Annotated in this window: 19 protein-coding genes; 13 read left to right on the top strand and 6 right to left on the bottom strand. The window is 69.1% G+C overall.

Annotated features, from left to right (window positions below):
• Positions 1-13: 13 nt before the first annotated feature.
• From AC52GN_RS11210 to AC52GN_RS11195, 4 genes are all read right to left on the bottom strand, one after another.
• Positions 14-214, bottom strand: coding sequence for a helix-turn-helix transcriptional regulator (locus tag AC52GN_RS11210; RefSeq protein WP_291776841.1), 201 nt, complete (start codon positions 212-214; stop codon positions 14-16).
• A complete protein-coding gene (locus tag AC52GN_RS11205) occupies positions 211-675 on the bottom strand; it encodes a hypothetical protein (RefSeq protein ID WP_496527092.1) in 465 nt (154 codons plus the stop codon). The genes AC52GN_RS11210 and AC52GN_RS11205 overlap by 4 nt, the downstream gene beginning before the upstream one ends.
• Positions 676-779: 104 nt before the next feature.
• Positions 780-1,574 carry a CAF17-like 4Fe-4S cluster assembly/insertion protein YgfZ gene (gene ygfZ / locus AC52GN_RS11200; protein ID WP_496527091.1) on the bottom strand — a complete coding sequence of 265 codons (795 nt, stop codon included), beginning with the start codon at positions 1,572-1,574 and terminating at the stop codon, positions 780-782.
• 120 nt (positions 1,575-1,694) lie between these two features.
• On the bottom strand, positions 1,695-2,075 hold the full coding sequence (locus AC52GN_RS11195) for a hypothetical protein (protein WP_496527090.1): 381 nt from the start codon (positions 2,073-2,075) through the stop codon (positions 1,695-1,697).
• A gap of 246 nt (positions 2,076-2,321) precedes the next feature.
• Here AC52GN_RS11195 and AC52GN_RS11190 point away from each other — a divergent pair, with 246 nt between their 5' ends.
• From AC52GN_RS11190 to AC52GN_RS11180, 3 genes are read left to right on the top strand one after another with little or no spacing between them, the layout of a single operon-like run.
• A complete protein-coding gene (locus AC52GN_RS11190) occupies positions 2,322-2,666 on the top strand; it encodes a hypothetical protein (RefSeq protein WP_291776833.1) in 345 nt (114 codons plus the stop codon).
• Positions 2,667-3,347 (top strand): response regulator transcription factor, encoded by a 681-nt coding sequence (locus tag AC52GN_RS11185; protein ID WP_496527089.1) that lies wholly within the window; start codon positions 2,667-2,669, stop codon positions 3,345-3,347. It abuts the gene before it with no gap.
• A 7-nt stretch (positions 3,348-3,354) separates the two neighbouring features.
• On the top strand, positions 3,355-4,809 hold the full coding sequence (locus AC52GN_RS11180) for a sensor histidine kinase (RefSeq protein WP_496527088.1): 1,455 nt from the start codon (positions 3,355-3,357) through the stop codon (positions 4,807-4,809).
• Between the two features lie 74 nt (positions 4,810-4,883).
• Here AC52GN_RS11180 and AC52GN_RS11175 read toward each other — a convergent pair whose 3' ends face one another.
• Positions 4,884-5,774 (bottom strand): hypothetical protein, encoded by an 891-nt coding sequence (locus AC52GN_RS11175; RefSeq protein WP_496527087.1) that lies wholly within the window; start codon positions 5,772-5,774, stop codon positions 4,884-4,886.
• Complete coding sequence (locus tag AC52GN_RS11170) at positions 5,750-6,334, bottom strand: hypothetical protein (protein WP_496527086.1); 585 nt, start codon at positions 6,332-6,334, stop codon at positions 5,750-5,752. The genes AC52GN_RS11175 and AC52GN_RS11170 overlap by 25 nt, the downstream gene beginning before the upstream one ends.
• 242 nt (positions 6,335-6,576) lie before the next feature.
• On the opposite strand from AC52GN_RS11170, the gene AC52GN_RS11165 reads away from it, so the two are divergent.
• The 10 genes from AC52GN_RS11165 to AC52GN_RS11120 all read left to right on the top strand — a co-directional run bounded on the left by AC52GN_RS11165 (position 6,577) and on the right by AC52GN_RS11120 (position 19,051).
• Positions 6,577-7,935 carry a hypothetical protein gene (locus AC52GN_RS11165; RefSeq protein ID WP_496527085.1) on the top strand — a complete coding sequence of 453 codons (1,359 nt, stop codon included), beginning with the start codon at positions 6,577-6,579 and terminating at the stop codon, positions 7,933-7,935.
• 18 nt (positions 7,936-7,953) lie between these two features.
• Entirely contained in the window at positions 7,954-8,772 is an 819-nt protein-coding gene (ccmI, locus tag AC52GN_RS11160) for a c-type cytochrome biogenesis protein CcmI (RefSeq protein ID WP_343828765.1), read from the top strand.
• Between the two features lie 67 nt (positions 8,773-8,839).
• Positions 8,840-9,331 carry a cytochrome c maturation protein CcmE gene (gene ccmE, locus AC52GN_RS11155; RefSeq protein ID WP_496527084.1) on the top strand — a complete coding sequence of 164 codons (492 nt, stop codon included), beginning with the start codon at positions 8,840-8,842 and terminating at the stop codon, positions 9,329-9,331.
• Positions 9,332-9,334: 3 nt separating this feature from the next.
• Complete coding sequence (locus AC52GN_RS11150; RefSeq protein ID WP_496527083.1) at positions 9,335-11,323, top strand: heme lyase CcmF/NrfE family subunit; 1,989 nt, start codon at positions 9,335-9,337, stop codon at positions 11,321-11,323.
• A complete protein-coding gene (locus AC52GN_RS11145) occupies positions 11,320-11,802 on the top strand; it encodes a cytochrome c-type biogenesis protein (protein WP_496527082.1) in 483 nt (160 codons plus the stop codon). Before AC52GN_RS11150 ends, AC52GN_RS11145 begins: the two co-directional genes overlap by 4 nt.
• 185 nt (positions 11,803-11,987) lie before the next feature.
• Complete coding sequence (locus AC52GN_RS11140) at positions 11,988-13,532, top strand: Do family serine endopeptidase (RefSeq protein WP_496527081.1); 1,545 nt, start codon at positions 11,988-11,990, stop codon at positions 13,530-13,532.
• Between the two features lie 65 nt (positions 13,533-13,597).
• Positions 13,598-14,269, top strand: a complete 672-nt coding sequence (locus tag AC52GN_RS11135; protein ID WP_046651685.1) for a response regulator transcription factor — start codon at positions 13,598-13,600, stop codon at positions 14,267-14,269.
• 75 nt (positions 14,270-14,344) lie between these two features.
• On the top strand, positions 14,345-14,737 hold the full coding sequence (locus tag AC52GN_RS11130) for an endonuclease domain-containing protein (protein WP_496527080.1): 393 nt from the start codon (positions 14,345-14,347) through the stop codon (positions 14,735-14,737).
• 1 nt (position 14,738) lies between these two features.
• Positions 14,739-16,169 carry a sensor histidine kinase gene (locus AC52GN_RS11125; RefSeq protein ID WP_496527079.1) on the top strand — a complete coding sequence of 477 codons (1,431 nt, stop codon included), beginning with the start codon at positions 14,739-14,741 and terminating at the stop codon, positions 16,167-16,169.
• Positions 16,166-19,051 (top strand): bifunctional [glutamine synthetase] adenylyltransferase/[glutamine synthetase]-adenylyl-L-tyrosine phosphorylase, encoded by a 2,886-nt coding sequence (locus AC52GN_RS11120; RefSeq protein WP_496527078.1) that lies wholly within the window; start codon positions 16,166-16,168, stop codon positions 19,049-19,051. Before AC52GN_RS11125 ends, AC52GN_RS11120 begins: the two co-directional genes overlap by 4 nt.
• Positions 19,052-19,056 lie beyond the last annotated feature (5 nt).

The following is a 19,056-nucleotide window of genomic DNA, read 5'->3' as shown; positions in this document are numbered from 1 at the left end:
AAGGAGGGGGCGATCAGGCGATGAAGATGGCTTCGATCGGCCGGCCGAACAGGCGGGATATGCGGAAGGCGAGGGGCAGGGACGGGTCGTAGCGACCCTTCTCCAGCGCCTGGATGGTCTGGCGCGAGACGCCGAGGCGTTCGGCCAGGTCGGCCTGGGTCCAGTCGCGCTCGGCGCGGAAGACCTTGAGGCGGTTGATGAAGGCGCTGGTCATCGGCGGGCGATCCACCAGCCGCACCAGGCGATCCCGTAGCCGACGGCCTGGGCGGCGAAGGCGGCGGCGACGCCCAGGGCGATCAGGGCGGCATCCGTGTGGGGCAGGGCGGCGGGCAACAGGTTCACGCCGGCCAGGGCGGCGATGACGACGGCCGCGCCGCCGGCGACGAGGCCCAGGTTGCCGCCCCACCACCAGGCCCACTTGTGGGCTTCCCTGGCGGCCTCATCCAGGGCGCGCCACCAGTAGAGGGTGTGCAGGGCCAGGAAGACGGCCAGTCCGGCGGCCAGGACGACGACGCCGATCGACGGCGCGCGGCCCCAGGCTTCGGGCCAGAACGGCGTGGCGGCGGTAGCGCTGACTCCGACCACGGTCAGGGCGCACAGGCCGACGGTCAGGTCGTCCATCGTCTTCTTGTTGCGGGCGGCGGCTGCGCCGACGGTGATGATCTCGGTGTTCATGACAAGCTCCCCTGTCGTGTTGACAAGTTAGCTTTACCAACGGTGTCGCGTTTGCGTCAAGCAGCTTTTACATCACGACAAGCAGATTTTCCGTTTTGCCGGATTTAGCCTTGCAAATCAGGAATCCAGTCGGGCTTCTCGACCCGCACGGGGCGGCCCTCGACGGTCAGGGCGCCGTCCATGCGGTCCAGCCGCATCAGGGCGATGGCGCGTCCCTCGGCGCCGGTCATGACTTCGCCCGCCCGCAGGTCGCCCTTCAGCACTTCGGCGCCGCGCTCGGGGGCGGGGCCGTCGAAGGCGATGGCCATCATGCGGTTCTTGATCGTGCCGCGCCGCTTCATGCGCGAGGTCGTCTCCTGGCCGATGAAGCAGCCCTTGTGGAAGTCGATGCCGTTCAGCAGGTCGAAGTCCGCCTCGATCGGATAGGTCTTGTCCATCAGGGCGTCCTGGGTCGGATCGGGCACGCCCAGGGCCAGGCGGCGGGCCTGCCAGTCGCTCTCGGCGGCGTCGATCTCGCTCTGATCGCCCCAGCGGCGGCCGCCCAGGGCGGCCAGGCGGGGATCGGCGACGAAGCCGTCGGGAATATCTGCGCCCCAGGCGACGAAAACCGCGTCGGGGATGGGCATGATCTCGACCTGGGCGCGCAGCTTGTAGAGCGTCAGCCGCTGCACCAGGGCGTCGCGCCGCTCGGCCGCGACATCCAGGATGACGCCGTCTTCCTCGCCCCAGATGAACAGATCGAACAGCAGCCGCCCCGGCGGCGACAGCAGGGCGCCGAAGCGAAGCTCGCCCGGCTGCAGGGTCTCCACGTCCTGAGTCAGAAGATTGTGCAGGAAGGGGCGGGCGTCGGGGCCGCTGACGCGGATCAGGGCGCGACTGTCGAGACGAGCGATGGACATGAGGCCAAGATAGGCAGGCGAGGCGACGTCCTCCAGTGCGGCAGGCGTCTAAGTCGGGCGAATGCGAAAAAGGGCTGCGGGACCTCTCCCGTAGCCCTTCACGATCAACGCTTGTCCAGCTTACCAGCGGCGGCCGTTGTGGTCGCGGCGCTCATAGCGGACCTTGGCCGACAGGGCGTCGTAGCGGCGATCCAGCTCCATGCGCTCCCGGCGGTTCAGGCCGTTGCGCTGATAGGCCCGCTCCAGCCGCACCAGCTGGTTCAGCTCGTTCTTCAGGCGGCCGGCCTCGCGGACGCTGAGCTGGCGGGTGCGGACGCCCTGGTCGATACGGCGGTCCAGATTGTATTTGCGCTGGCTGATCGACTGCCAGCTGCCGTGGTTCTGCTGATAGGCGGGGGCGTGGCGATAGGTTTGAGCGGCGGCCGGCAGGGCGGCGCCGAGCGCGGCGGCGGCCGTCGTCGCGGCCAGGACGGGGATCATCAGCGTTTTGAACTTGGCCATGGTCGGGCTCCTTTGACTGGACGCAACCGGCGGGCTGCGTTGACGTCAGATGACCCTCCTGCGCCTGAGCCGCGTCTGAACGACGCGTTTCAGATAGGGTTCATCAGGATGACATCGGCGTCATGCGCCTCCTTTTCTCTCGCCGGCATGCGACGGAGATTTCATCTCCCGCCGTTCCTCTTTGGACTGAACGCCGATAGACTGCGTTCAGCCGCTGTTCAGAGGCCCTGGTTTAAACCGCGATCCATGATGCGTATTCGAGCCCTTCTTTTGGCCGGCCTGATCGCCCTCGTCCCGTTGACGGACGCGGCGGCTCAGTCGCGCGGCCGCGACCGGGATCGCGATCAGGATCGCCGGGAGCAACCCCGCAGCTATCCGGGCCAGGGACTGCGCGATGCGCCGCGTCGCGACAGCGGCCCGCGCGCCAACCCCGGCGACGTGGCCCGCCGAGTCCAGTCGGGCCGTCCCGGTCGGATGCTGGGCGTGCGCGAGCGTGGCGACGACTATGTGGTGCGCTGGGAATATCCCGGCGGCCGCGTCTCGGATATCCAGGTCGACGGCCGTTCAGGCCGGGTTCGCGGGGACGACTGAATGCGGGTTCTGCTTGTCGAGGACGACGTCGATCTGTCGCGCCAGTTGAAGACCGCCCTGACCGATGCCGGCTACGCCGTGGACCACGCGCCCGACGGCGAGGAAGCCTGGTTCCTGGGCGACACCGAACCCTATGACGTGGTGGTGCTGGATCTGGGCCTGCCCAAGATCGACGGCGTCTCGGTGCTGGAGCGCTGGCGCCGCGAAGGCAAGGCCACGCCGGTGCTGATCCTGACGGCGCGCGGCGCCTGGTCGGACAAGGTGGCGGGCTTCGACGCCGGGGCCGACGACTATCTGACCAAGCCTTTCCACACCGAGGAACTGCTGGCGCGCCTGCGCGCCCTGCTGCGCCGCTCGGCCGGTCACGCGGCGGCGACGCTGAGCTGCGGCGGTCTGAGGCTGGACCCGCGCGCGGCGCGGGCCACGATCAACGGCGAGCCGCTGCGCCTGACTAGTCTGGAATACCGCCTGCTGCACTATCTGATGATGCATCAGGGCCGGGTCATCAGCCGCACCGAACTGGTCGAACACCTCTACGATCAGGACTTCGACCGCGACTCCAACACCATCGAGGTCTTCGTCGGCCGCCTGCGCAAGAAGATCGGCGCCGACCGCATCGAGACCGTGCGCGGCCTGGGCTATCGCCTGTCGCCGCTGGCCGGCGAGAGCGACGCGGCCTGAGCGCCGCATGACGGACCCGTCCGAAGGTCAGTCCGAAGGCCTGTCCCAGCCTGATCGACGCCAATGGGGCCGGTGGTTCGGCCGGCCGGGCCGCTCGCTGACGCGGCGGCTGATCTGGCTGGCGGCGGCGTGGATCCTGATCGCCCTGGCGGCGGCGGCCCTGGTGCTGACCGCCGTCTTTCAGGAATCGGCCCTGCGCCGACTGGGCAACATCCTGAGCGACACCATCGACGAGGCCGTGGTCGCCGCGACCATCACGCCCGAGGGCGAGGTCTTCGTCGGCGAGATTCAGGACGCCCGAACCCAGCGCCTGCTGTCCGGCAAATACTGGATGGTGGCCGAGCCCACGCCGCAGGGCGACCTGCAGATCCTGGCGCGTTCGGCCTCTCTGGGGCCGGCGGAGCTGGAGTATGGCGCGGACCTGCTCAACCGCCTGCGCGCCGCCTTCGGCCAGACCATCAGCTACAACGCTGACGACGGCCCCAAGGGCGAGCCCTTGCGCATCGCCGCCAGCATGAAGCAACTGCCCGGACGCGACCGGCCGGTGGTCTTCTTCGCCGGTATCGACCGCTCGGACGTCGACGCCGACACGCGCCAGTTCGCCACCGTCACCTGGATCGCCATGCTGTTGCTGGGGGCGGGGCTGGTCACGGCGGTCTTCATCCAGGTGCAGGTGGGGCTGCGCCCGCTCTACGACCTGAGGGACGAGATCGCTGACGTTCGCCAAGGCCGCTCGCACCGGGTCGGCGGCATCTATCCGGTCGAGATCCAGCCCCTGGCCGAACAGGTCAACCGCCTTCTGGCGCATAATCAGGAGACGGTGGAGCGTCAGCGCACCCACGTCGGCAACCTGGCCCACGCCCTGAAGACGCCCCTGGCCGTCATGCTGGCCGAGGCCGGGACGAAGGAGGGGCCGCTGCCGGATCTGATCCGCCGCCAGACCAAGGTGATGCAGGACCAGGTCGACCACCACCTGCGCCGCGCCCGCGCCGCCGCCCGCGCCGCCCATGGCCTGGGCGAGCGCACGGACATAGGCGAGGTCCTGGACGAACTGGCCGTCATGCTGGAGCGGGTGTTCGAGGAGAAGGGCGTCGAGATCGACTGGCGGGCTCCCGACGGCCTGGCCTTCCTGGGCGAGCGCCAGGACCTGCAGGAAATCTTCGGCAATCTGATCGAGAACGCGGCCAAGTGGTGCAAGCGCCGCGTCCGCATCTCGGCCGGGCCGTCCACGCCGGGCCAAATGATCGCCGTGGTCGAGGACGACGGTCCCGGCCTGCCCGCCGACCAGCGCGACACGGCCCTGAAACGCGGCACGCGCATGGACGAGGACACGCCCGGCACGGGTCTGGGGCTGTCGATCGTCGACGAACTGACCCGCGCCTACGGCGGCCGCGTCACCCTGGGCGACAGCGCCATGGGCGGGCTGAAGGTGGTGCTGGAGCTGCCGGCGGCGGAGGGGTGAGGTCGGTTGGAAATCGATGTATCGGGATAAAAAAAGGCCCGCCTTAGCGGGCCTTGAAGTTTGCTGTGACGCGATCAGGGGATCGGAGCGATCCAAGCGTCCGTCATTTCATGCTCGGTGTTGATGGAGCCGACATAAATTTCGAACCGAAAGCGTACAGCTGCGGGGTTCCGGGTGAAATCGCCTTTGAAGATGCGATAGCGTTTCTGTGCGCCGACATTGACCGAATGGGTCGACAAGACAGTTCCCGAAGCGTCAATTTGGTGAACGGCGACCTTTGCAGGATGGGTTCCCCCTGTGCTGAGCGGCGCGCGCAGCGCCACCCCGTAGGAAAATTTGGTTCCAGCAGGTAGAGCGCCTTGCGTATCCTGATACACGGATTGTCCGGCTGGAGACGTCGGGATGGAGAACAGCAGAGAGCAGTTGGAGCTTTGTCGCGGGGCCTGAGGGTTCTGGTTGAAGGTCCAGTTCAGGTCGCCAAGGCGATCCCATGGCGGCATCACTCGACAGGTGTTGCCGGTGGTCCCGCAGGATCGGGCCCTGCCATTTCCATCCGTGCATTGCATATGCGTGTTCTTGAGCAGGTTTACGCTATTATAGAGTGGATCGATGTGGAACTGCGCCGGGTCCCAGCCGCCATTTTCCGCAGGGAAAATGAATGTCCAGTCATGACAATCGACCAAATAGTAGGTCGTATTGCCGAAATGGGCCACGCCGTTATCCGTGCCGACACCGCATCGTTGAACAGCCACGGGATTGGGGCCGGAGACGACGCTGGCAGCCTGCCAAGCCTCCCATTTTGTCTTGCCGTACTCCTTCGTGAACATGAACACCTCGATGGCGTCCGAGTTGGTGCTGTTCTGGCTGAAGTGCCACGACTTGATCGTGTCGAGGCGCTTGCCGCTTTGGTACAGATAGTCTGGATAATTGTTCCATCGCGTCAGAGACGTGCTGAACCGGTCCACGGTTGGGCATTGAGGGAAGCGGTGAGAGTGCTCGACGCCTGACCCTGACCGAAGGGCGTGGTCTGATTCTTGGGCGCGATGATCCAAGAGTCAGACAGGTTGCACTGGGCGTTTCTCCAGAACGGCTGCCAGCCGGCGCCCTGGTCATAGGTGCCCAGGGCCGAGGCGTAGTTTCCGTCGGTTCCTATGATGTCGTAAGCGGAATCTCCCTCCTGAGGACCGGTGGGTGCGCCGGGCGCGAAATAGGGAACTGTCCCCGCCCTTGTGAAGAAGAAGTTCGAAACCACCCGCGTCCGGCCATAGAGATCGGCGATCGGATAGGAGTCGCTGATCTGAGCCAGGGGCGACTGTGTCGGCATGCCCCATTTATGATAGGGTAGATGCTCGCCGATGCGGAGCTTTCGTGCTGTTCCAGGGCAGGTAATTGGGTCTGCGGCAGTGGGCGTGTCGTTGGCGTCGACGCAGACCTGCTGGACAAGATAGTCCTGTATCGTGTCCGCCGAAGCAGGATTTGCCTGTAAGCTTGCGGCCACGAGCGCGGCCAGCCAAGCTGTGCCCATGGCCCAGGATAATGATCCCAATCTGATTTAATCGTAGGTAGATACTGCTGCGCCGTCCCTTTTTGACCTAAGAGATGTGCAGGAATATATTCCCATATCGATGCGTCAAAATCGGACATGGATGCGCTGGCCCCGCGGAAAACGTCGAAGGGCGGCTATCTAGTCAGCAAAATCCCCTGTTAACCCGCAGCGGGGCACCCTCGGCGTCTTGGCCGGGAATCGGTTCGGTCGGAGGAGTGGGGATGGCGGACCTGTCGGTCGCCCAGAGGGCCGCCCTGGCCCAGCTGATCGAACGGTGTCCGGACCGGTTCCTGTCGCAGCTTTCGGGGCTGGCGGCGACGATGGCGGGGGACCGGTCGGCGGCCTTGCGCGACATGATCGAGGTCGAGGCGCTGGACCGGCGACGCCGGAACATCGCCTTCGGGCCCCTGCTGCCCATGTTCCAGCCGCGCGCCGACGGTCTGCCGGGGGGCGGCTTTCCGCCTGTCGTGCTGGGACGGTTGTGGCGCAGCGCCACCCGCAATGAGCCGGAGCTTCTGCCTCAACTGGACCGGGACGATGACCTGTCGCGCATGATCGCGGACCGTCTGTGCCTCAGCGCCGCCTTCGCCCTGCGCGACCGGGCGGGCGAGGTCTGGCCGGAGGCTGCGTCGGCGGAGGCGACGGCGCAGGCGCAGGAGCTGGCGGCCTGTCTCGACCTGGCGGCGACGGCGCGGCGGGCCTTGCCGCATCTGCCCGACTGGATCAATCGCTCCGGCCCCGAGGCGGCGGCCGAGTTGAAGCTGGCCCTGCGTCAGGCCGCCGGGATCGCGCCGGACGGCGCCAGCCGCCTGCTGGAGATCATCTTCGCCCATCTGGAGGATGCGCGGCTGATCCTGCGCATCGCCGCCCTGGCCGCGCCGGGCGGGCGGGAGCTGAGCGTCGAGACGGCTCTGGGCGAAAGCGAACTGGGCCTGTTCGTCGACCGCATCCTGTTGGCGCTGGCGCGGCGAGCCGCCCAGGCCGCCGCCTTCGACCCGACCGGGAGCGGGGCCGATCTGGACGCCTTCAAGGCCGATCTGGACTGGTGCGCCGAGACGCTGGCCGAGATCGACGTCGTCCTGCCGCTCAAGACCGACAGCGCCTGGGGCAAGGCGGTGCGACAGGCGCGGCTGAAGATGGCGCTCAGCCTGTCCGAACGCTTCAGCGCCGCCGAGCGGGCGGTGGACGCCGTCCTGCCGGTCGAGCGGACCGCCCTGGTCGGGCGCATGACACGGCCGGCGCCCCGGCTGGACGGAGCGGTCGAGGCGGCCGCCGCCGATCGGGCGCGCGCCCTGGCGGCGCTGGTGGGGCTGGTGCGCGGTCCGGCGGCCGTGTTCGGCTGCGAGGCCGAGCGGCGCCAGACGGCCGAGGCCCTGACCGGCCGCCTCGCCGCCTGGGCCGATGAAGCGATGGAGCGGCTCAACGACGGCCAGGCCGCCGATGAGGCGGCGGCGCGCAAGCGCATCATCCTGACCGCCGAACTGTTGGGCCTGATCGGCGCGCGCGAGGCCGCCCGCACGGTGCGGCGGCGGTTGATGGCGTCAGGTGCGGCGTCGCGCGCCTCGCCTCCGGCCGCCTGATCCGCTACAGCGACGACCATGACGATCTTCTGGATCATGACGGCCTTGGCGACGGCGCTGGCGGGGCTGGCGGTGCTGTCCGCCGCCCGACGCGGAGCCGACGCCGAGAGCGTGGCGGACCGCGATGCGGGGGCGCGCGAACTGGTCGAACTGGACCGGCTGAAGGCGCGCGGCCTGCTGGACGAGGCGGGCTGGACCGCCGCCCGGGCCGAGGCGGGGCGTCGCCTGCTCGCCGCCCGACGCGCGGATCGCCGCCCGGTCGCGGGTTCGGCCGATCGCTATTGGGTGCTGGGCGGGATCGGAGCGACGGCCGCCGTGTCGCTGGGCCTCTACGCCGTCTTCGGCGCGCCGGGCATGAAGGATCAGGCCTATGAGACGCGCGTGCGCGAATGGGCCTCGGCGCCCGAGACGCTGGAGCCGGCCCAGGTCGCGGCCGTGCTGGGACAGGTGGTCAAGGACCGGCCCGACGACCGTCTGGCCCTGACCATGCTGGGCGCCGCCCGGTTCGAGGCGGGCGACCCCATCGGCGCGGCCTCGGCCTTCCGCCGGGCTCTGGCGATCCAGCCGGACGACGCCCGGAGCTGGGCGCGGCTGGGCGAAAGCTTGGTGCGGGCCAACGGCGGCGCGGTCGACGGCGACGCCGAGGCGGCCTTCCGTCAGGCGATCAAGCTGGACCCGGATCAGCTGGGCGCGCGCTTCTATCTGGGCGAGGCGGCCCTGGCGCGCGGCGACCGGGCCGAGGCCGAGGCCATGTGGACGCCCCTGATCGGCATGCTGGATGCGGCCGATCCGCGCCGCGCTGACCTGCAGCAACGTCTGGCCGGGGCGGCGCGATGAGCCGTTGGCCCGTCCTGACTCCCGCCCTATACGCGGCGATGTATTCCGCCGTTTCCGGATCGTCGACATGAGCTGGTTGCCCAAATCGCCCAAGGCGCGCCGTCGCCTGTGGGTCGTGATCGCCGCGGCGCCCGTGCTGGCGCTGGCCGTCGGCCTGTCGCTGTGGGCGATGAAGGACAATGTGACCTTCTTCTACTCCCCTTCGGAAGTGACGCCGCAGAAGGTGCCCGCCGGTCAGATGATCCGTCTGGGCGGTCTGGTCGAGGCGGGCAGCGTGACCAAGGCCGCTGACGGTTCGGTCATCTTCGTCGTCACCGACAACGGGGCGACGGCGCGGGTGATCTATCACGGCGACCTGCCGGACCTGTTCCGCGAGGGACAGGGGATCGTGGCCCAAGGCGCCTTCCGACCCGACCGCACCTTCGAGGCCAGCCAGGTGCTGGCCAAGCACGACGAGACCTATATGCCGCGCGAAGTCGCCGACCGGCTGAAGGAAAAGGGCGAGTGGCGGCCTGACGATGCGGCGGCGTCCGCCGTCGCTGCGCAGCAGGGGGCCTAAGCCTTGGTCGTCGAACTGGGCGCCTTCGCCCTGATCCTGGCGCTGGCGTTGTCGGTGCTGAGTCTGGCGCTGACCACGGCGGGGCGCCTGCGTCTCAGTCCGGTGCTGGCGGGGGCCGGCGGCGGCGCCATGCTGGCCTCGGCCGGGGCGATCGCCCTGGCCTTCGCCGCCCTGATCTACGCTTTCGTGGCCTCGGACTTCTCGGTGTCGAACGTGGCCATGAACAGCCACACCGACAAGCCGGTCTTCTACAAGGTCGCCGCCGCGTGGGGCAGCCATGAGGGCTCGCTGCTGCTGTGGTGTCTGGTGATGACGGTCTTCGGCGGGGCGCTGGCGCTGGCGCGCGGCCTGCCGTTCGGACTGAAGACCTCGGCGGTGGCGGTGCAGGCGGGGCTGTCGAGCCTGTTTCTGGCCTTCGCCGCCTTCACCTCCAACCCCTTCTTCCGGCTGGACCCGGCGCCGGTGCAGGGCGCGTCGTTGAACCCCTTGCTGCAGGACCCGGCGCTGGCGGTGCACCCGCCGCTGCTCTACGCGGGCTATGTCGGGTTTTCGGTGTGTTTTTCGTTGGCGGTCGCCGCCCTGATCGAAAAGCGCGTCGATCCGGCCTGGGGACGCTGGGTGCGGCCGTGGGCGCTGGCGTCGTGGGCCCTGCTGACCGTCGGCATCGCCCTGGGCTCCTTCTGGGCCTATTACGAACTGGGCTGGGGCGGCTGGTGGTTCTGGGATCCGGTCGAGAACGCCAGCTTCATGCCGTGGCTGGCGGGCGCGGCCTTGCTGCACTCGGCCATCGTGACCGAACGGCGCGGGGCGTTGGCGGGCTGGACGGTGTTCCTCGCCATTCTGGCCTTCACCTTCTCCATGCTGGGCGCGTTTCTGGTGCGCTCGGGCGTGCTGACCTCAGTCCATGCCTTCGCCGTCGATCCCCAGCGGGGGATGATGCTGCTGGCCATTCTGGGCCTGGCGGCGGGCGCGGCCTTCATCCTGTTCGCCCTGCGCGCGCCCGCCATCCGCTCGGGCGCCGCCTTCGCCCCGGTCAGCCGGGAGGGGACGCTGGTGCTGAACAACCTGTTCCTGACGGCGGCGGCGGCCACGGTGCTGCTGGGCACCCTCTATCCTTTGATCCTTGAGGCGGCGACGGGGGCGACCATCTCGGTCGGCCCGCCCTATTTCAACGCCGTCTTCAATCCGCTGATGATCGTCGCCTGCCTGATCCTGCCCGCCGGGCCGTTGCTGGCCTGGAAGCGCGGCGATCTGAAGGGCGCCTTGCAGCGCCTGTGGCTGGCGGCTTTGCTGGCGATCGCCGCCGCCTTCGCCGCCTTCTTCCTGTTCGAGCCGAAGAAGGCGCTGGCCGCCGCAGGGCTGGGCGTCGGGGCGTGGCTGATCTGCGGCGCGCTGGCGGAGCTTGGCGTGCGGACCAAGGCCTTTCGCGCGCCTTTGCCTGAGACCCTGCGCCGGGCCAAGGGACTGCCGCTGGGTGCCTGGGGCATGGCGCTCGCCCACGCCGGTCTGGGCGTCTTCATCCTGGGGGCCGTGGTCGAGACCAGCTTCAAGGCCGAGGCCGCCGCCGCCCTTCCGCTGGGCGGCGAAGTCGCCGTGGGGCCGTGGAAGGCGCGCCTGGACGCGGTGCAGGTCATCGAGGGGCCGAACTATCTGGCCGAGCAGGGCCGTCTGACCATCATGTCGGCGGACGGCCGCGCGCCCGAGCGCGTCATCACCGCCGAGCGCCGCTTCTTCCCGGCGGGCGGCCAGACGACGACCGAGGTCGGCCTCGACTTCCGCGGGCTGGACGACGTCTACGCCGTCATGGGCGATCGGGCGGCGACGGACACGGGCGAGCGCGCCTGGATCGTGCGCATCTATTACAATCCCTGGGCGCGGTTGATCTTCCTGGGACCGGCGCTGATGGCGCTGGGCGGGTTGATCTCCCTGCTGGACCGGCGTCTGCGCGTCGGGGCGGGCTCGCGCGTGAAGAAGGCCGCCAAGCGGGTATGAGGCGCGCCGCCGCCCTGTTCGCCGCCGCCCTGCTGGCGGGCGCCGCCGCGCCCGCCTTGGCCGAGCCGCCGCCCGCGCCCGACCGGCCTTTGGCCGACCCGGCCCAGGAGGCCCGCGCCCGCGCCCTGTTCGGCGACATCCGCTGCGTCGTCTGCCAGCATGAGTCGATCGCCGACAGTCCGGCCGGCATCGCCGCCGACCTGCGCGGCCTGGTGCGCGAACAGATTGCCGAGGGGAAGACGGACGCCCAGATCAGGGACGATCTGATTCGCCGCTACGGCGACTATGTGCTGTTCAGGCCGCCGGTGCGGATCGGCACCTGGCTGTTGTGGTTCGGCCCGTTCGCCCTGGCGGCGGGGGCGGGCGTGGTGTTGGTTCTGCGGGCGCGCCGTCGCGGGGCAGGCGAGGCCGCTCCCCTGACGCCCGAGGAAGAACGCGCCCTGGCCGCCCTGACGGCGGAAGACGAAGCTGAGCGCTGAGAAGGGGCTTGCTCCTGTCCGTCTGGAAAGCCTTTCGCCGTCTTCCTGACGCAGACGCGCCACACGCCGAACGATGATCAGGAACAATCATCTCGACGGCGTGCATTGGCTTGAGCCGTAACGCCCTATATCCATGGGCGAACGGAGCTTTCCGTGAACGCCAGTAAAAGACTGCAAGGACGACGATGCTGAAACGCAAGGAGTTCATTCTGGGGGCCGCTGTCGGTCTGACCTTCGCCGCCGCCGCGACGGCGGGCGGGGTCATCACCTGGCCGGGCGCCGAGGCTGCGCCCGCCGCCAAGGTCGGACAGCTGGTTCCTTCGGCCGGAGCCGGGGCGTTGGCTTTCGCCCCTCCGCAGGGCGCGCCGCTCAGCTTCGCCGACATCTTCCAGCAGGTCGCGCCCGCCGTGGTGCAGATCGACGTGAAGACCCGCGTCCAGCGTCCGCGCGGCGTGTTCCAGATTCCGGGCTTCGGCGCCGTGCCGATCCCCGGCGCGCCGGGCGGCTCGGGCGAGGGCGAGGACAACTCGACCACGGCGATGGGCACGGGCTCGGGCTTCTTCATCTCGGGCGACGGCTTCATCGTCACCAACAACCACGTGGTCGAGAACGCCGAGGAAATCTCGGTCAAGCTCAGCGACGGCCGTGAACTCAAGGCCAAGCTGATCGGCCGCGACGAAGGCACGGACCTGGCCGTCATCAAGGTCGAAGGTTCGGCCTTCCCCTTCGTCAGCTTTGAAGAAGCCGCCGAGCCGCGCGTCGGCGACTGGGTCATCGCCGTGGGCAACCCCTTCGGCCTGGGCGGCACGGCGACGGCGGGCATCGTTTCGGCCAAGTCGCGCGATATAGATCCGATCGGCTACAACGAGTATCTGCAGATCGACGCGGCCATCAACCGGGGCAACTCGGGCGGTCCGACGTTCGACATCTATGGTCGCGTGATCGGCGTGAACACGGCGATCTTCTCGCCGTCGGGCGGTTCGGTCGGCATCGGCTTCGCCATTCCGGCGACCACGGCCAAGGCCGTCACCGACAAGCTGATGCGCGGCGAGACGGTGGAGCGCGGCTATCTGGGCGTGCAGATCCAGACCCTGTCCAAGGACGCGGCCGCCGCCCTGGGCCTGAGCGAAGACGTCAAGGGCGCCTATGTCGCCGAGGTGACGGCCGGCGCGCCCGGCGATCGCGGCGGGATGCAGATCGGCGACGTGGTCGTCAGCGTGAACGGCGAGGCGGTCGACAGCTCGACCGAACTGACCCGCCGCGTGGCGCGGGCCAAGCCCGGCGATACCCTGCGGCTTGAAGTCCTGCGCGACGGCAGGCGCCAGACGCTGAACATCCGCGCGGGCACCCGTCCGTCGGAAGCCGAGCTGAACGGCGATCAGGATTCGGGCGCCCAGCAACCCGGCGAAGACGGCGCGGCCGTCGGCCAGTCGATCGAGGGCATGACGGTGACGCCGATCACCTCGGCTCTGCGTCAGCGTTACTCGATTCCTGAGGATATGCAGGGCGTGGTGGTCACCGCTGTCGCTCCGCGTTCGGAAGCGGGCAAGATGCGGATGCCGGTCGGCACGGTGATCCAGCGCGCCAACAATCGCGTGGTCCGCTCCGAGGCCGATCTGAAGGCGGCCGTGGACGAGGCGCGGTCGGCGGGACGGCCGGGGGTCTTCCTGCTGATCCGGGTGCAGGGAACCAACTCTTCGGTGGTTCTGCCCTTCGCCAAGTCTGAATAAGGCGTAACTCACGGGATCGGCGGCGATGCGCTAACATCGCCGCCGGATCTTTTTTGGGAGGCTGCATGCGTATTCTGGTGGTTGAGGACGACGCCGAGGCCGCGACCGCCATGGTGCGCGGCCTGAGCGAGGCCGGGCACGAGGTCACCCACGCCGTGGACGGCGCCTTCGGCCTGCTGGAGTCGCAGAAGGGCGGCTACGACGTCTATGTCGTGGACCGGATGATGCCGCGCCTGGACGGCGTCGGCATGGTCGAGACCATCCGCAAGGGCGGCGATCAGACGCCGGTGCTGTTCCTGTCCGCCCTGGGCGAGGTCGAGGACCGGGTCACGGGCCTGAAGGCCGGCGGCGACGACTATCTGGTCAAGCCCTACGCCCTGGCCGAACTGGTCGCACGGGTGGAGGCCCTGTCGCGTCGCCGCGAGACGGGCGGGGTCCAGACCGTGCTCAAGGTCGGCGACCTTGAGATGAACCTGATCGCCCGTACGGTCCACCGCGACGGGCAGGAGATCGACCTGCAGCCGCGCGAGTTCCAGCTGCTGGAGTTCCTGATGCGCCACGCGGGCCAGTCGGTGACGCGCACCATGCTGCTGGAGAAGGTCTGGGAATACCACTTCGACCCTCAGACCAACGTCATCGACGTCCACATCAGCCGCTTGCGCTCCAAGATCGACAAGGGCTTCGACAAGGCCATGCTGCAGACCGTGCGCGGCGCGGGGTACCGGCTGGAGGCGTAAACCGCGCCATCGTTCTCCCTCCCTTTCATGGGGAGGGGCCGGCGCAGCCGGTCGGGTGGGGAGGGTCTGCAGACCATGGCGATCATCGCCCGAGCCCGCGCCATGCGAAAAGCGCTGACGCCGCCAGAGGCGCGTATGTGGGTTCAGTTGAAGCTATTGCGCGCTCAAGGGTTTCATTTTCGGCGGCAGGCGCCGTTTAGAGGCTATTATCTCGACTTCGTCTGCTTCGATCGACGGTTGGTCATAGAGATTGACGGCGTCACCCATGCGATCGAGGCGCGGGCGAACAGAGACAGGGTGAGGGACGCCGTGCTGGCAGGCGAAGGGTTCACGACGCTGAGGTTCGACAACGCCGCCGTTCGCGATGATCTCGATGGCGTGATGGCGGGGGTAATGAGCGCACTTGAAGCCCTCCCCACCCGGTCGCTGCGCGACCACCCTCCCCATGAAGGGGAGGGAGAAAGCTGAAGTGAAACTGCCCTCGCTCTTTCGGCGGACGCCTTTTCGGCTGACGCTGCTGTTCCTGGCGCTGTTCGCGGCGACGGCCAGCGCGGTGCTGGCCTATGTCTACGTCGCCTCGGCGTCCGAGGCGCGGGCGCGGGCCGAGGCCAGCGTCAAGGCCGAGGTCGAGGGCCTGACCGCCGTCTATCGCACGCGCGGCCGCGACGCCCTGAACCAGGTGCTGGTCGAACGCACGCTGAAAGGCGGCCCCTACCTCTATCTGCTGATGGCGCCGGATCGTTCGGTGATCACCGGCAATGTCTCGGAATCGCCGCTGGACCCGCCCAAGGCGGGCGCGCCGCCGTCGACCGCGCGCTGGGACGATTTCCGACTGACCGACACGGACGAGGATGGACGCGTGCGTCGGCGCGGGGCCATCGGCGTCGAGATGACCCTGTCGGGCGGCGAACATCTGTTCGTCGGCGAGGACATCGGCGACATCGAGGCCTATCTGGCTCGCCTGACCCAAGCCCTGTGGGGCGCCATGATCATGGTGTTGTTGCTGGGCGTCGGCGGCGGTCTGTGGATCAGCCGGGGGGTCGAGCGGGCCATGGGCGGGCTGAATCGCGTGGTGACGGCGGTGCAGGAAGGCGACCTGAAGGCGCGCGTTCCGATCCGTCATTCCGGCGATGAACTAGACGAACTGGGCGAGGGCCTGAACGGGATGCTGGACCGGTTGGAAGGCTCCATGGCCTCGATCCGCCACGCCGGCGACGCCATCGCCCATGACCTGCGCACCCCTCTGAACCGGATGAAGGCCAAGATGGAGGTCGCGCTCATCGACGCCGAGGCGGGACGGACGTCGGGCGTCGACGCCCTCAGCGTGGCGTTGGACGAGGCGGACGCCCTGCTCAAGACCTTCAACACCGTCCTGGCCATCGCCCGGTTGCAGGCGGGCGGGGCGCCCGATCCCAAGGTGTTCGACGCCGCCGACCTGGCCGCCGACATGGCCGAGCTCTACGAACCGGCGGGCGAGGACAAGGGGCTGGAGTTCGCCGCCGAGATCGAGAAGGGGCTGATGATCGAGGGCAACCAGCCCTTCCTGGCCCAGGCCCTGGCCAATCTGATCGACAACGCCATCAAATATACGCCGGAAGGCGGGGCGGTGATGTTCCGCGCGCGGCGCCGCTCGTCAGGCGATGTGGAGTTTTCCGTCACCGACAACGGTCCGGGCGTGCCGGACGAGGATCGCGAACGCGTGCTGCAACGCTTCGTGCGGCTGGACAACAGCCGCACCGAGCCGGGTTCGGGGCTGGGCCTGTCCCTGGTCACGGCGGTGGCCGAGGCGCATGGCGGCCGCATTCAGCTGGACGAGGGACCGGGCGTCTATGACGGACGCGGGCCGGGCCTGCGCGTGGCCCTGATCCTGCCCGTCGCCAGCCGGACGCCCGAGGCGTGAGCGATGCTCTGGCGAGGCGATTGCAGCCGTGCGGCCCCGTACGCGACGCGGAGGCGGCAGGGCGTCTGCATGAACGGCTGATCGAGGCGGCGGACGCCGACGGCTGGCGCGCGACGCTGGATGCGGCGTGGGCGGCGTTGACGCCGGTCTTCGCCGCCTCGCCCTATCTGGCGGGGCTGGCGCGGCGCTGGCCTGAGCGGCTGCGCCGGACGCTGGACAGCGACCCCGAGGCGCGTCTGGCGGAGATACTGACGGCGACCGACGCCTTGGCCGGGGCGCCGGACGAGGCCAAGGCGCCGTTGCGTCGCCTGAAGGCGGAACTGCATCTGCTGACGGCGCTGTGCGACCTGGGCGGGGTCTGGGACCTGGATCAGGTGACGGGCGCCCTGTCGCGTTTCGCCGATGCGGCGGCGCGGGCGGCGCTCAAGATTCTGGCCGACGACTGGCGCGGGCGCGGACGGCTGACCTCGGCGGCCGATGATCCGCGCGGGCCGGTTCCGGGCCTGTTCGTCCTGGCCATGGGCAAGGGCGGGGCGTTCGAGCTGAACTATTCCTCGGACATCGACCTGTCGCTCTTCTATGAGCCGGAGGTGCTCGAGAGCGCCCTGGCCGAAGGCGTTGAGGCGCAGGGTTTCGTCAACCGCCTGGCCCAGGGGCTGACGACCCTGCTCGCCGAGCGGACGGCCGATGGTTACGTCTTCCGCGTCGATCTGCGGCTGCGGCCCGATCCGTCCTCGACCCCGCCGGTCGTCGCGGCGCCGATGGCCCTAGCCTACTACGAGTCCGTCGGCCAGAACTGGGAGCGGGCGGCCTTCATCAAGGCTCGCGTCTGCGCCGGCGACGAAGCCGAGGGCGCGGCCTTCCTGAAGGCCCTGGTCCCCTATGTCTGGCGCCGCAGTCTGGACTATCAGGCCGTGCTCGACATCCAGTCGATCAAGAAACAGATCCACGTCCACAAGACCGGCGAGGGTCTGGAGGCGGCGGGGGCCAATCTGAAGCTGGGCCGGGGCGGCATCCGCGAGATCGAATTCTATGTCCAGACCCAGCAACTGATCCTGGGCGGTCGCAACCGGGCCTTACGCTCGCCGCGTACCCTGCAGGCGCTGGACGCTCTGACTGTTGCGGGCCATGTGGCGCCCGACGCACGGGACGAACTGCGCGCCGCCTATCTTGAGCTGCGTGCGCTGGAGCATCGAGCCCAGATGTTGGTGGACGAGCAGACCCATATCCTGCCTGTCGATCCAGAGCGCCGCGCCGATGTGGCGGCCCTGGCGGGGCAGGGCGATCTGGCCGTCTTCGACGCCGGGATCGAGCGCCTGCTGGTGCGGGTCAACGCCCGCTATGGCGAACTGTTCGAAGGCGGCGAAGACCTGTCCTCGCCCTACGGCAGTCTGGTCTTCACGGGGGTGGAGAACGACCCCGGCACTCTGGAGACCCTGGCCCGCATGGGCTTTTCCGAGCCCGCCGGCGTGTCCGACACGATCCGCAGCTGGCACCACGGCCGCATTCAGGCGACGCGCACGGCGCGGGGGCGCGAACTGTTCACCCGACTGGCGCCGCAACTGCTGACGGCGGTGGCGAAAACGGGAGCGCCGGACGCGGCCTTCCGCCGGTTCGCCGTCTTCTTCTCGGGCCTCAGCGCCGGGGTGCAGGTGCAGGCCCTGTTCTTGAACCAGCCGAAGCTGTTCGATCTGGTGGTCGAGCTCATGGCCTTCGCGCCGCGTCTGGCGCGGATGCTGGGGCGGCGGCCGCAGGCGCTGGACGGGGTGCTGGACGCGCGCTTCATGACGGCGCTGGGCACCGACACCGGCGTGGCCGAGCAGGTGGTGCGCGAGGCGGGCGAGGCCGGCGACTTCGAAGGGGCCATGAACGCCGTCCGGCGCCTGCACCGCGAACAGGCCTTTCGCATCGGCATGCACGTCATCACCGGCCGGACCACGGCTGAGCAGGCGGGTTTGACCAACACTTCCCTGGCCGACGCCTGCATGAAGGGTCTGGCCCCCGCCGCGCTGAAGGAGGCCGAGCGCATGGGCGGCGCCTTCGACGGGGCCGTCGCCGTCGTCGCCCTGGGCAAGACGGGCTCGCGAGAGATGTCGGCGGGTTCGGATCTGGACCTGATGACGGTCTATGCGGCGGCGCCCGACGCCGTTTCGGCCGGGCGCGGCTGGAGCGCCGAGACCTTTTACGGCCGTTTCACCCAGCGGTTCATCGCCGCCCTGTCGGCCCACACGGCGGAAGGCGGACTGTACGAGGTGGACATGCGGCTGCGGCCCACGGGCTCCAAGGGGCCGGTGTCGGTCCGGCTGGAAGCGATGGAGGCCTACTACGCCGAGGAGGCCGACACCTGGGAGTTCATGGCCCTGACGCGCGCGCGACTGGTCTGGACCAGCGACGAAGCGTTCGGCGCGCGGGTCGAGACGGCGCTGGAGGCGGCGTTGCGGCGGCCCCGCCCCGGCGTCGACCTCGCCGAGGACGTGCGGGCCATGCGCGATCTGATGGATCGCGAGCGGCGGCCCAAGGGCTTCTGGGACCTGAAGCTGTCGCCGGGCGGTCAGGTCGACGCCGAGTTCACGGCCCAGTATCGTCAGTTGACGGCGGCCCAGGCCGGGGCGCCCCTGACGGTCTCGACGCTCGAGGCGCTGGCCGCCGATCCGGTGCTGGCCGAAAGCTGGCGTCTTCATCAGCGACTGGGGCAGCTGATGGCCTGCGCCTTTGAGGGGGCAGGCGATCCGGATCAGGAGCCGTCGGGTTTCCAGATGCGGCTGGCCCGCGCGGCCGGGGCGCTTGATTTCGATACCCTGAAGGCCCGCCTGATCGACCTGCGGCTGCAGGCGAGGCGGGCGTTCGACGCCGCCCTGCCGCCATTGAGCGACGGAATCTGATCCGG

The organism is Brevundimonas sp. SS2672, from assembly GCF_059579685.1.
Note: the sequence above shows the minus strand (reverse complement) of the source record. Positions and strands in the feature narration are given on the sequence as shown.

Excerpts from the sequence above, each read along its gene's own strand:
- AC52GN_RS11185 (WP_496527089.1), top strand. The coding sequence starts at position 2,667 with ATGCGGGTTCTGCTTGTCGAGGACGACGTCGATCTGTCGCGCCAGTTG.
- AC52GN_RS11205 (WP_496527092.1), bottom strand. The coding sequence starts at position 675 with ATGAACACCGAGATCATCACCGTCGGCGCAGCCGCCGCCCGCAACAAG.
- ccmE (WP_496527084.1), top strand. The coding sequence starts at position 8,840 with ATGAGCTGGTTGCCCAAATCGCCCAAGGCGCGCCGTCGCCTGTGGGTC.
- AC52GN_RS11135 (WP_046651685.1), top strand. The coding sequence starts at position 13,598 with ATGCGTATTCTGGTGGTTGAGGACGACGCCGAGGCCGCGACCGCCATG.
- ygfZ (WP_496527091.1), bottom strand. The coding sequence starts at position 1,574 with ATGTCCATCGCTCGTCTCGACAGTCGCGCCCTGATCCGCGTCAGCGGC.
- AC52GN_RS11210 (WP_291776841.1), bottom strand. The coding sequence starts at position 214 with ATGACCAGCGCCTTCATCAACCGCCTCAAGGTCTTCCGCGCCGAGCGC.
- AC52GN_RS11165 (WP_496527085.1), top strand. The coding sequence starts at position 6,577 with ATGGCGGACCTGTCGGTCGCCCAGAGGGCCGCCCTGGCCCAGCTGATC.
- AC52GN_RS11130 (WP_496527080.1), top strand. The coding sequence starts at position 14,345 with ATGGCGATCATCGCCCGAGCCCGCGCCATGCGAAAAGCGCTGACGCCG.
- AC52GN_RS11195 (WP_496527090.1), bottom strand. The coding sequence starts at position 2,075 with ATGGCCAAGTTCAAAACGCTGATGATCCCCGTCCTGGCCGCGACGACG.
- AC52GN_RS11170 (WP_496527086.1), bottom strand. The coding sequence starts at position 6,334 with ATGGGCACAGCTTGGCTGGCCGCGCTCGTGGCCGCAAGCTTACAGGCA.
- AC52GN_RS11145 (WP_496527082.1), top strand. The coding sequence starts at position 11,320 with ATGAGGCGCGCCGCCGCCCTGTTCGCCGCCGCCCTGCTGGCGGGCGCC.
- AC52GN_RS11180 (WP_496527088.1), top strand. The coding sequence starts at position 3,355 with ATGACGGACCCGTCCGAAGGTCAGTCCGAAGGCCTGTCCCAGCCTGAT.
- AC52GN_RS11140 (WP_496527081.1), top strand. The coding sequence starts at position 11,988 with ATGCTGAAACGCAAGGAGTTCATTCTGGGGGCCGCTGTCGGTCTGACC.
- AC52GN_RS11190 (WP_291776833.1), top strand. The coding sequence starts at position 2,322 with ATGATGCGTATTCGAGCCCTTCTTTTGGCCGGCCTGATCGCCCTCGTC.
- ccmI (WP_343828765.1), top strand. The coding sequence starts at position 7,954 with ATGACGATCTTCTGGATCATGACGGCCTTGGCGACGGCGCTGGCGGGG.